The sequence below is a fragment of the Paraliobacillus sp. X-1268 genome (genome assembly GCF_003426095.1).
Lineage (GTDB): Bacteria > Bacillota > Bacilli > Bacillales > Amphibacillaceae > Paraliobacillus_A > Paraliobacillus_A zengyii.
In genome coordinates this window covers 1-12,661 of sequence record NZ_QJSK01000036.1, presented here as the reverse complement: position 1 = coordinate 12,661, position 12,661 = coordinate 1, and the positions used below count along the sequence as shown (strand labels likewise).

At 35.7% G+C, this 12,661-nt stretch carries 9 protein-coding genes, 1 rRNA gene and 1 other annotated feature; of the genes, 3 read left to right on the top strand and 7 right to left on the bottom strand.

From position 1 onward, the window contains the following. From D2K62_RS18295 to D2K62_RS18275, 5 genes are all read right to left on the bottom strand, one after another. Positions 1-125 (bottom strand): 16S ribosomal RNA (locus D2K62_RS18295); the annotation flags it as partial. 330 nt (positions 126-455) lie between these two features. Next, positions 456-2,876 (bottom strand): leucine--tRNA ligase, encoded by a 2,421-nt coding sequence (leuS, locus tag D2K62_RS18290; RefSeq protein WP_112181685.1) that lies wholly within the window; start codon positions 2,874-2,876, stop codon positions 456-458. An 82-nt stretch (positions 2,877-2,958) separates the two neighbouring features. Further along, positions 2,959-3,187: a binding site (T-box leader), on the bottom strand. Between the two features lie 87 nt (positions 3,188-3,274). Further along, on the bottom strand, positions 3,275-4,924 hold the full coding sequence (locus D2K62_RS18285) for a methyl-accepting chemotaxis protein (RefSeq protein ID WP_117161867.1): 1,650 nt from the start codon (positions 4,922-4,924) through the stop codon (positions 3,275-3,277). Between the two features lie 10 nt (positions 4,925-4,934). Then, positions 4,935-5,906 carry a BMP family lipoprotein gene (locus tag D2K62_RS18280; RefSeq protein WP_232824334.1) on the bottom strand — a complete coding sequence of 324 codons (972 nt, stop codon included), beginning with the start codon at positions 5,904-5,906 and terminating at the stop codon, positions 4,935-4,937. A gap of 92 nt (positions 5,907-5,998) precedes the next feature. Next, positions 5,999-6,274 (bottom strand): DUF2524 family protein, encoded by a 276-nt coding sequence (locus D2K62_RS18275; protein WP_112181687.1) that lies wholly within the window; start codon positions 6,272-6,274, stop codon positions 5,999-6,001. A gap of 138 nt (positions 6,275-6,412) precedes the next feature. On the opposite strand from D2K62_RS18275, the gene mnmL reads away from it, so the two are divergent. Together mnmL and mnmM are read left to right on the top strand one after the other, a co-directional pair. Continuing rightward, a complete protein-coding gene (gene mnmL / locus D2K62_RS18270; RefSeq protein ID WP_112181688.1) occupies positions 6,413-7,372 on the top strand; it encodes a tRNA modification radical SAM protein MnmL/YtqA in 960 nt (319 codons plus the stop codon). Then, a complete protein-coding gene (mnmM, locus tag D2K62_RS18265) occupies positions 7,369-7,950 on the top strand; it encodes a tRNA 5-(aminomethyl)-2-thiouridylate-methyltransferase MnmM (protein ID WP_112181689.1) in 582 nt (193 codons plus the stop codon). The genes mnmL and mnmM overlap by 4 nt, the downstream gene beginning before the upstream one ends. Before the next feature lie 2 nt (positions 7,951-7,952). Here mnmM and D2K62_RS18260 read toward each other — a convergent pair whose 3' ends face one another. Next, positions 7,953-9,032, bottom strand: a complete 1,080-nt coding sequence (locus D2K62_RS18260; protein WP_117161866.1) for a tetraprenyl-beta-curcumene synthase family protein — start codon at positions 9,030-9,032, stop codon at positions 7,953-7,955. Positions 9,033-9,680: 648 nt separating this feature from the next. On the opposite strand from D2K62_RS18260, the gene D2K62_RS18255 reads away from it, so the two are divergent. After that, complete coding sequence (locus D2K62_RS18255; protein ID WP_112181691.1) at positions 9,681-10,553, top strand: C39 family peptidase; 873 nt, start codon at positions 9,681-9,683, stop codon at positions 10,551-10,553. Here D2K62_RS18255 and asnB read toward each other — a convergent pair. Continuing rightward, complete coding sequence (gene asnB, locus D2K62_RS18250) at positions 10,537-12,453, bottom strand: asparagine synthase (glutamine-hydrolyzing) (protein WP_117161865.1); 1,917 nt, start codon at positions 12,451-12,453, stop codon at positions 10,537-10,539. The genes D2K62_RS18255 and asnB overlap by 17 nt on opposite strands. Positions 12,454-12,661: the final 208 nt, after the last annotated feature.

Here is a 12,661-nt window from a genome sequence, read left to right as displayed (position 1 = left end):
CACCCGTCCGCCGCTCAATCCATAAGTTTCACCCCGAAGGGATTCACTTATTTCATGCGCTCGACTTGCATGTATTAGGCACGCCGCCAGCGTTCGTCCTGAGCCAAGATCAAACTCTCCATAAAATACGAGCTTGCTGCTCAAATACTTAACTAGCTTGTTGTTTCTACTTACTTAACATACTGTGTGTTTCGTTCAGTTTTCAAAGATCAATTAAATTGCCCAGTTCTTTGCGACAACAACTAAATATTATCATCAATACTGCCGTTTGTCAATAACCATTTATTGCTAAAAATTAATATAAATGAACTGTGACAGCGAGATTAATAATACAGGTTAAACACAAAAAAGTCAACAGTAATATTAAACAACATAAAAAGGTATTTGAATGGCTCATACGCACATTCAAATACCTCTCTCATAAATACTCTAGTTAGAACTAGCTACAAGAACTTTTAATTAGCTACAATATTAACAAGTTTGCCAGGTACAGCAATAACTTTTCGAACTGTAACACCTTCTAAACGCTCTTGAATAGATTCATTAGCCAAAGCTTTCTTTTCTAGTTCTTCTTTCGTTGCATCTTTATCAATAAACATTTTTGCTCTTACCTTACCCATTATTTGAATAACAATTTCTACTTCGCTCTCTACAAGTTTAGATTCATCAAATGCTGGCCACGATTGATAAGCAATTGATTCTTCATTACCCAGTTTACTCCATAGCTCTTCTGCTAAGTGTGGTGCTACTGGTGATAACAACTTAACAAAGCCTTCTGCATAATTCTTTTGAATTTCTTCGGCTTTGTATGCTTCATTAATGAATACCATCATTTGTGAGATTCCTGTGTTATATCGAAGATCCTCAAAATTCTCTGTGACCTTTTTGACCGTTTCATGATAAACCTTTTCAAGTGAATCATTTTTTACATTTTCTATTATTTTATTAGATAATGTAGTTTCTTCGTCTGCAATAAACAAACGCCAAACGCGATCTAAGAAACGACGCGAACCTTCTAAACCATTAGTTGACCAAGCAATTGAGGCATCTAATGGCCCCATAAACATTTCGTACAGGCGAAGCGTATCTGCTCCATGACTTTCTATAATATCATCAGGGTTTACGACATTACCTTTTGATTTACTCATCTTTTCATTATTATCACCAAGGATCATTCCTTGATTATATAATTTCATAAATGGCTCTTTTGTTGGTACGACACCAATATCATAAAGGAATTTATGCCAAAAGCGAGCATATAACAGATGTAAAACTGCGTGTTCGGCACCACCAATATAAACATCAACTGGCAACCATTTTTTCAGCGTGTCAAAATCCGCCAGTTTCTCTGTGTTATCTGGATCAATAAAGCGTAAGAAATACCAGCAACTACCTGCCCATTGGGGCATCGTATTCGTTTCACGACGACCTTTCATTCCTGTTTCTAGATCTTCAACATGTACCCAATCAGCAATGTTTGCTAATGGTGACTCACCTGTTCCTGAAGGCTTTATTTCTGTTGTCTTTGGAAGTACTAGAGGTAATTCTTCTTCAGGTACACCAGTGGTCGTACCATCTTCCCAATGAATAATCGGAATCGGTTCACCCCAATAACGTTGTCGACTAAATAACCAATCACGTAGGCGATACGTTACTTTTTTCTCACCTTTTTTGTTATCTTCAAGCCATTCAATTGCTTTCGTTATACCATCTACTTTGTTTAAACCATTAAGAAAATCCGAATTAATATGTGGACCATCTCCAACAAATGCTTCTTCTTGAACATTTCCACCTTCGACAACTGGGACAATCGATAAATCAAATTTAACAGCAAACTCATAGTCACGTTCATCATGTGCAGGCACGGCCATAATTGCACCAAATCCGTATGTCATTAACACATAATCCGCGACCCAAATCGGGAGTCTTTTTCCGTTAATTGGATTAATCGCATAAGCACCAGTAAATACACCTGTTTTATCTTTTGCCAAATCTGTACGTTCTAAATCACTTTTCAATTTAACTTGATTTATATAGCTATCGACTGCAGATTTTTGCTCAGTAGATACAATTTTATTTACTAATGGATGTTCCGGCGCTAAAACGGCATAAGTTGCACCAAATAATGTATCTGGTCTCGTTGTAAAGACATTAAATTCCTCTTCGAAATCAGCGATACTAAAAGTAACTTCAGCACCCTCTGACCTTCCGATCCAATTTCGTTGCATGTCTTTAATACTCTCTGGCCAATCTAACTCTTCTAAATCTTCTAGTAGGCGATCAGCATAAGCAGTTATTTTTAACATCCATTGTTTCATCGGCTTACGTTCTACTGGATGTCCACCACGTTCACTTTTCCCGTCAACTATTTCTTCATTTGCAAGTACTGTTCCAAGTGCAGGACACCAGTTAACTGCTACTTCATCAACGTAAGCTAGGCCCTTATTAAATAACTGTAAAAAGATCCATTGTGTCCATTTATAATAATTTGGATCTGTCGTGTTAATTTCTCGTTCCCAATCGTATGAAAAACCTAACTCTTGGATTTGACGACGAAAAGTATCTATATTATGTTTCGTGAATTCAGCTGGATCATTTCCCGTGTCTAATGCATACTGTTCAGCTGGTAACCCAAATGCGTCCCAACCCATTGGATGTAGCACTTCAAACCCTTGCATCCGCTTCATTCTAGCTATAATATCTGTTGCCGTATAACCTTCTGGATGCCCTACATGTAAACCAGCACCTGAGGGATATGGAAACATATCCAACACATAAAATTTTTCTTTATCTGTTTTAGTGTTAGTTTTAAACGTTTTATTATCTAACCAGTAATTTCGCCATTTTGTTTCTACTACTTTATGGTCAAATGTCATCTTCCACCTTACCTCCTCTTTCTTTTTACAAAAACCTATGTAAGAACCTATGTTCTGTCGTATAGAAAAACTCTCATCCCAAAACTAGGACGAGAGTTTATTTCCCGCGGTACCACCCAAGATTAACGTTTACTTCTATAACTAGTAAAACGTCCACTTTACTTCTTTAACGCAGAGTACGGCAGCAACTACTCTATTTCATTACTGCAACATCCAAGGTGAGTTCATGAAGGACAAGAATAACTTTCACCAACCGTTATCTCTCTTTCACTTGTTTTCCCTTCATTACTAGCCCTTATCATTGTCATTCTACTTATTGTATTCGTATTTTAAAAAAACCGTTACAATTTGTCAAGTTTTCCTATACTCACACTGATCATACTAATATATAAAAACTATTATAACGTAAATTCTTCAACATTTCCATTTAATTCATCAGTTAACGCACGTAATTCTGTTACTTTTTCGACAACATTCCTGAAAGCGCCTAACTGTTCTTGTGTAGAAGCAGCTATTTCTTCATTTCCAGAAGCTGTTTGTTCTACTACTGCACTTATACTTTCCACATTTTCCAGGACATTACTTCCTAATCCTTTTGAGTGTTCAATTCCTTTGAGTAATTCCTTTAATTTATCAGTAATAGCTTTTACCTTTTCATCAATCGCACTAAATGACGTATTTGTTGTTTCCATTGATACTTTTTCCTTTTCAGCGATTGAAACACCCTGATCAACAGCTGTAGTAATGTCTCCAATTCCGGTTTCAATTGAGGTTACCATGTCAAATATTTGCGTCGTCGCAACCGTTGTTTCTTCTGCTAATTTTCGAACTTCATCGGCAACAACGGCAAATCCTTTACCAGCCTCTCCTGCACGTGATGCCTCGATTGCAGCATTAAGCGCCAGTAAATTTGTTTGTTTTGCTATCTCAGATACGGTGTTTGCCATCGATTCTATTTTTTTCGTAGAATCAATAAAGGACTGTGTGGCAGCTTGAATGTTTTCAGTTGTTTTTGCGTTAGCTTCTATTAATTCACGTTGCTCATTAATAGCTTCTAATCCAGCTCTAACTGCGTCCATCGCTTCCTTTCCGAAATGAACAGATTGCTCTGTATATTGAACATTAGTAGTAAAAGCACTATCCATTTGTTCTACTTTAGTAACTGCATCCTGTAAATCTGATGAAATTGTTTGTGTTCCCTGCGCTAATTCATCGGTTGATGCTGCTACTTGTTGATTGATTTCTGTTACAGTTCCATTCTCTTTTTCAATGTCTATCGCAAATCCTTCCACCTTTTTACTGACTGTTCCGATTGAAGATAGTAGTGTACGAATTTGTTCAATCATTTGTGTGAATGATTGATTTAATCTCCCTAGTTCATCTGACTTTTCGTAGCGAATAGCTTCAATTGCTAAATTACCTTGTGCTACTTCATTTGCATTCTCTGCTAGACGTTTGAGGGTTTTCGTAATTGGCCCTGTTATACGATTTGATACAATTAATGCAATCACAAGTAAGATAATAACACTAATTACTGAAGCAATAATGATAAATTGCACTTTTTGTTCTAAGCTAACTAGTGAATTTTGATAATCCTCTTCTGCATTTAGTTGTAGCATGTAAACATCATTTTCAATCCCCGCTAGTCGCGCTGCTTGTTTATCAGCTGTGTTACTTTCTCTGGCTGTTAAAGCCTCAATTGTTGGTGTTTTCCATCTTTCAAATTTATCGGTTATTTTATTTATATATTCTTGAATTTGGTCATCAATTGCAAGTTCATTTAATTGCTCGATTAATCTTTCACTTTCTTCTATTGTGTAAGTAGTTTCTTGTGCTAAAGCATTCGAACGTGTTGTTGAGAAACTATTTAGATTCTGTTGTGTTGAATGAATTTCTGATTTAAATCTCTCAATAGTAACCAATGCATCAACTTGATTTTCATTTGAAGATTGTATTTGTAACATATTTATAATGATAAACGCTATAATAGCTGTTGCTAAGACAACTGTTGTCATTGTATTAATCAGTAATTTCTTCTTAATCGACATAATACCCCTCCTATTGCTGTGCTAACTCTTCTGTTGCTGATTCAATTTCTGCCTGTATGTTTTCTGGAAATTCAGCGATACGTAAAGGTGCTAGACCAACACCTTCATTACTAAGCCCGAATTCAAGTGTGCCTTGTTCGATTGTTTCTCCGTTTACTAATTGCTCTGCTAATTGATAAATTGCACGGTCAATATTTTTCATTACAGACGTTATGACTGAACCTTCCGCATGAAAGAATTGATCAGTATCCACTCCAACAGCGTAAACCTCTTGATTTTGTGCTTCTTTTAATACACCAACACCAGTAAAACCTGCTGCAGCAAAAAGGACATCCGCATCTTGATCAATCATTTCTTTTGCTAAACTTGCCCCTAGCTTATCATCACCATATGTACCAGCATAAGCTTTATCTATTACAATATCTGGATTGACTGATTTTGCACCAGCTTCAAATCCATTATAAAAGTTTTGAATTAACGGAACATCTTCTCCGCCTATAAAACCAATATGATCAGTTTCTGTTGTATGTGCAGACACGATACCTGCTAAATAACTAGCTTGGTCAACTTTAAATGTGACAGATGTTACATTTTCGAGTTCCGACACAGAATCAATTAAAATAAATTGTTGTTCTGGGTACTCCTCTGCAACTAATTCTAAATCCTCTTGTACCATGTATCCTAGTCCAATAATCAAATCATTATCTTGCGCTACTAACTCACGCAAACCTTGTTCATAAGTTTCTGTAGTTTCAATTTCACGGTAATCAAAAACGACACCTAACTCATCCCTTGCTTGAACTAAACCATTAAAAGCTAAATCACTAAATGATTGGTCACCTAACCCTACATCTGATAGCATAATTCCAATTTTTATTTTACCAGTACTCGCATCTGTTTCCTCTTGTTGTTGACATCCCAATAATACGATTAAACCAACTATTACCAGTGCTAACATACTAAAAAAATTCTTGTTGCGCATTACTTTTCCCCCTACACGATAAAATTTCGTACTAAGTTATATCGGTAGAAAACAAAAAAAATAAACCCTTTCTATGAGAAAGGGTTTATTTTTTAGTTGTGTAAATCATTCTCATCAAGAATCATATCGTTCCAATAATCTGTAACTTGGAGATGGATTCGATGTAATTGCTCTTTTTGTTGATGATTAGCACTTAACATCATTTTTTCAATCTCTGTATCCATATTCGATAGCTCTATTTGGGCTTCGGCATACTCATTGTCAATCCGATAACCATTTCGATTCGCCTTATCTAATTGCTGTTTTGCTTCTTCGAGTTTTTCTGCTGCTTTTGCTATTAAATCATCCATCGACTGTCTTGTTGCCATACCATCACCTCCTGATTATTGTGTTCGAAACACTATTAAATAATACAAAAGTTAGGACATGCCGTGACCCAAAATATCACTTCATGCTACAATAAGAAATGATATTCATTATTGTACCAACACAAAGGAGTTTTTATTTTGCAAAACCCGTTTCCCTATTCATTTGATCAGAAACGTTATCATGCATGGAATTATCATTTGAAAAACACTTTTGGTGAAAAGATATTTAAAGTGCCTCTTGATGGAGGATTTGATTGTCCAAATCGCGATGGTACTGTAGCGCATGGTGGATGTACATTTTGTTCTGCCGCTGGAAGTGGTGACTTCGCTGGAGATCGTGTAGATGATTTAGAAACACAATTTAATGAAATCAAGGAAAAGATGCACGATAAATGGAAAGACGCAAAATACTTAGGGTATTTCCAAGCCTATACTAATACCCACGCACCAGTAGAAGAACTACGTGAAAAGTTCGAAGTCATTTTAAAACAAGATGGTGTTGTCGGTCTATCTATCGCGACTCGTCCAGATTGTTTACCAGAAGATGTCGTCGAATATTTAGCTGAATTAAATGAACGTACCTATTTGTGGGTGGAATTAGGTATGCAAACTATTCATCAGAAAACATCTGACTTAATCAATCGTGCACATGATATGGAAGCTTATTTAGAGGGTGTTGCAAAATTACGTAAACATAACATTCGTATTTGTACCCATATTATTAATGGTTTACCTGGCGAAACGTATGAAATGATGCTAGAAACCGCAAAAGCTGTTAGTCAAATGGATGTGCAGGGCATTAAGATTCATCTGATGCACTTATTAAAGGGAACACCTATGGTGAAACAATATGAAAAAGGTCAACTTAAATTTTTGAATAGAGAAGATTATGTCAAGCTTGTTGTTGATCAGTTAGAAATGTTACCCGAAGAGATGATTATACATCGTATCACCGGAGACGGCCCCCCAGAATTATTGATTGGCCCGATGTGGAGTATGAATAAATGGGAAGTTTTAAACGCAATTGATGCCGAATTAGTAAAGCGAAACACTTGGCAAGGCAAATTCTATGACCAGCAAACCAAGGCGATCATATGATCAAACGCGTTTTATCATATGGACATGAATTAATTCGTCATGCAATTCAACCTGGAGAGAGCGTTGTGGATGCCACCTGCGGAAATGGTAATGACACAGTTATGCTCAGTCAAGCAACAGGACCAACTGGTCAGGTCTATGCTTTCGATATTCAGTCACAGGCGATTGCACAAACAAAGAAAAAATTAGAAAAAGATAAGATCTCAAATGTTACTTTAATTCATGATGGCCATGAACATGCAGACAACTATTTACCAAAAGAATTAGTAGGTAAGTTAGCTGGGGCAATTTTTAATCTTGGTTATTTACCTGGGAGTGACAAACAAGTCATCACAAAACCAACACATACTATTACAGCAATAGATAAACTGATTCATTATCTTAAACCTGAGGGAATCATTGTCTGTGTTGTGTATTATGGCCACGAGGGTGGTAATGATGAGAAGGACGCCTTACTAGATCATTTATCCAATTATGATCAAAAGTATTTTCAAGTATTACAGTATGGATTTGTTAATCAAAAAAATAACCCTCCTTTTATTCTTGCCATCGAAAAAAAACAAACTGCACAGAAGTAGCGTCATACTTCTTGTGGTTTGTTTTTGAATCGATTATATACTTTTATATTTAAATGAAAAAAAGCTGATCTCATACCACTTGCCTGTAAAAGTAATTTAGTAATTTCTTTTCCGTTCTTCAGTTGTTTCACTTTAGGATCTGCTAAATACAACCCAACTAGACCATTGTGAATCATTTCGTGAAAATGGTGATGCGGTAATAACTGGACACTTTTATTTGTCTGACGAATGAAATATATTAAGCGATCTTTTAAATGCGACTCGTCTTCGTAGTAATTACAAAAGTTTAAGTCACCTTCCTCCAAATCTTCTTGTTGATCAATGTAATAATCCAACAAAATGTGTAGCCCCTGCATGAAAGGAAAATAGCTATCAAATATTTTTTTTGCTAATACTTCATCCATCTCTTCATTCATGGCATAAGAAACCATACAGAATATTCCTAATGTGGACCCACTTGAAGCTGAGAATTCATACCAACTTAATGATGGTGACATCTCCTTAAACGTTTTAAACCAGTTTTCTAACCTAGGAATACGTTCTTCTTTTTTGACATGTTTATGTACTTGTAAGTCGCTATATAGCTGTTCCAACTGTAAAAGGTAATCTTTCATGAGTGGATATTGTGGTAATACACGCAATGAATTCTGACATGTCTTTACTAAATCAATTAGATAATCGTCATCGTTTTGATCTTCACGATGACAATAGTAATTTTTCACTTCACTATCTGGTGTTAAAGCATCTGCCATTGCTTGATGTAACATGCGAAAATCAACCGGATCTAATGATGTACTGCGATCACATAAATTATCTAAGTAATCACTAATTGTTTGATAAGCAACAATAAAACGAACGGATTCATTCCAATTTGATCCTGCTAAAATGCTATAAACACTACCACCTTGACAATGGAACTTCTTAGCACTAATGCTTGCTAATGCTTGCTCACGTAATTCTGCATTAGGAATACGCTCCGCTCTTTCTTTCCAATATGTTAACTCCTCGTTTACCTTAGGAAAAATCTTTCTGAAGACCGAGCGCATTAAAAATGGTGCTGACCGCGGAATATGATAACCCATTTTGCCACTCCTCATTTCTTTATTTCTTAAACTCATTTCATAGTTACTTTTAAACATTGTAGTAGATAGAAATTGCGACGGAGTTAGACTGACTTTATTACCGCTTCGCTCCACAAGTAAAATGGGCTCGCTTTCCGTGGGCACGGCTTCAGCTAACTCGGATAAGCAAAGACCGCTTTCCGAGTGGATCTTCAGCCCGTGCTGTGCCCACAGAAAGGGAATCCATTTGCTTCCGTAGCGAGTATGTTACACAGTTGATGGAAACTGAAACTGCGACTTATTGAAGCTTTCTTACCTGCTATGTCACGTTTTCTTATGCACAGCTTCAACTCCCGCTGTTCCCGTTGGACAAGGAAAACTTCGACAGACAGCGATACATCGCACGAAACATCCAAGGCTAAGCTCCACCTAGCCATTAACTAGCAAAGCCTTTGCTGACGCAGCGGGTATCAAGCACGTTACGCCACAGTTTAGAGTTTTTCCGAAAAGCAACAATCTAAATTTCTTAGCTGCGTTTTTTACATTATATCATCAATTTTTACCCTATATTTTCAGTCTTAGACAAAATTCTTAATTTTTTTAAATATATTGATAAAGTTTGACGATACTAACAGTATACGTACGCTTTATTTGAAGGAGAAAATTATTATGCTGTTTGTTGTTCTTCTTATTATAAGTTTAAGTTTAACAGTATTGTTGGTCTATTATGCAAAACAAACACGTTCTCAGATTCACTTTTATGCTTTTCGAATTTATGGTATTTTATTCGGATTATGCAGTATTACACTTGTTTTTATGTTATTTAATACAAATAAACTCGAGCTAACTACTTGGTTAGAACTACATACCACTTCAAGAACCTACGCTCATGAAAAAGAAAGCTTGATTGTAGAGCCTATAGTAGAAAATGAGTTTAATCATGAAGCATTTCAAATCGAGGTGCCAGTCATAGGTCAATATCCACAGTTACCGCGCGGATGCGAAGTCACAAGCTTAGCAATGCTTTTAAACTATGCTGGTATTGATGTAGATAAAATGGAATTAGCGAATAAAATAAGAAAAGACTCAACACCATACAAAGAAACAAAACAACAGATTTATTTTGGTAACCCTAATCAAGGATTTGTTGGTGATATGTATGATTTGTCTAATCCTGGTTATGGCGTATATCATAAACCCATTGCGGATTTAGCAAAAACATATCTTAAAGACAGTGTTCATGATTTTAGTGGTTCATTGTTTGATCAAATTCTTTATTATATAAGTCAAGGACAGCCTGTTTGGGTCATTACAAATGCAACGTTTGAAAAATTAGCTCCTAATGCGTTTCAAAAATGGGAGACACCTCAAGGTCCTGTTACTATTACGATGCGAGAACATTCCGTTTTGGTTACTGGTTATGATCAAGAGTATATCTATTTTAATGATCCACTAAATGCAACAAAAAGAAAAGTATCCATTACCTCTTTTGAAGAAGCATGGATACAAATGGGAAGGCAAGCTATTACGATTCTACCGTAATAAGCTTGCTTTTATTTTTAGTACCTTCTTGAAATTTTTCTACGTCATACTTTCCTTCAACATAGATTTGGTGCCACAGCATAAAAATGAGTACAGTCCAAATTTTTCTACTATAATCCGCTTTTCCTAAACAATGATCTTCTAGTAACTGTAATACATAATCTTTCTTTAGTAGATGATCTGTTTGGCTATCTTTTATTAACGTTTTTGCCCAATCATTTAATTGATTTTTTAACCAATGACGAATTGGTACTGGGAATCCAAGCTTTTTGCGGTTTAATACATCATCAGGTACAAACCCTCTTGACGCAACGCGTAATATCTGTTTTGTTGTACCATTTGCAATCTTAAGATCTACAGGTAGTTCGCTCGCCACTTTAAAAACTTTCTTATCTAGAAATGGTACGCGAAGTTCTAACGAATTTGCCATCGTCATCCGATCTGCTTTTAATAATATATCACCGCGCAACCAGGTTTGAATATCAATATATTGCATTTGATTAACAGGATCTTGTCCTCTTACATCATCATACAAGGGGGCTGTTATTTGTTGATACGTACTATTCGGATTATAATTTTGTAACAATACACTTTTTTGATTATTTTCAAACATTTTTGCATTTCCTATATAGCGCTCTTCTAATGGTATTGTTCCTCTTTCCAAATAACTTTTCCCACGTACTCCTTCTGGTAATATACCTGCCAATTGATTTAGTAATCGATTGATTGTATTAGGAAGATATTCAAAGCCTTTTAGTGCTTTTGGTTCCCTATAAATATTATATCCACCAAATAACTCATCGGCGCCCTCACCAGATAGAACAACCTTGACATGTTTACGTGCTTCTCTTGCAACAAAATATAGCGGTACACATGCTGGATCTGCTAGTGGATCATCCATATGCCAAATAATTTTCGGCAAATTACTAACATATTCTTCAGGTGTAATCATGTATGAAATATTCTCTACATTTAGTTTATCCGCTGTTTCCTTTGCCAGATCAACTTCTGAATAACCTGCTTGTTCAAAACCTACTGAGAACGTTTTAATGTTTGGGTTGAACTGTTTAGCAATCCCAACTATTAGTGAAGAATCAATTCCACCAGATAAAAAGGATCCTACAGGAACGTCACTGCGCATATGCACACCAACTGCATCAATCATTGTATTCTGAATACGCTCAATCCATTCTGATCGTTCCATACTTACTGGTTGGAAATTAGCTTTCCAATAACAATAAGAACGCATTTGTTCATTTGGCTTTTTAATAAAATAATGCCCAGGTTCTACTTTATAAATATCTTTCGTCATCGATAAGGGCTCAGGCACAAATTGAAAACTAAGATAATGTTGCAAGGCTTCTGGATCAACTTCTTCCTGATCATTATAATATGTTAGGCTTTTCTTCTCTGAAGCAAAAAAAGTTCCTTCGTTTGTATTTGTATAATACAATGGTTTAATTCCAAATGGATCTCTAACACCATACAATGTTTCTACTTGCTTATCCCAAATTAATAACGCAAACATACCCCTAAAGTATTGAAATGCTTCTTCACGATAAGTGGAAAACATAGCAATGACGACTTCTGTATCCGAGTCTGTCTGAAAAGTATAGCCTTTTTCAATTAACTGATTACGTAGTTCTACATAATTGTAAATTTCACCATTGTAGACCATACAATACCTATCATTATCGTAAGTAAAAGGTTGATGTCCATTATCAATATCAATAATGCTTAGACGACTAAAACCAAATGATATATAGTCATCATGGTAGTATCCTTCATCATCTGGACCTCTATGTTGTATTAAAGAATTAGCTTGATTAAAAAATTCTTTATTTTCTTCTACTGTTATACTTGTTCCATTATTTCGAACCATTCCGATAAATCCACACATATCGTTCCCTCTATTCTCCTATTTAATTGTATATATATAGTAGACGAGGTGATTTAGAATAGGTTACATTTTTTAAAAAATAAAAGAGGCTGGGACAAAACTCAGATAAACAATAAAAAGTTGCATCTTCCAACGGTAGTTGGAAGATGCAACTTTTTTATAAAATCGAAAATTTTAGTAAGTAAAAAAGGATACCTTCTGATAAAAT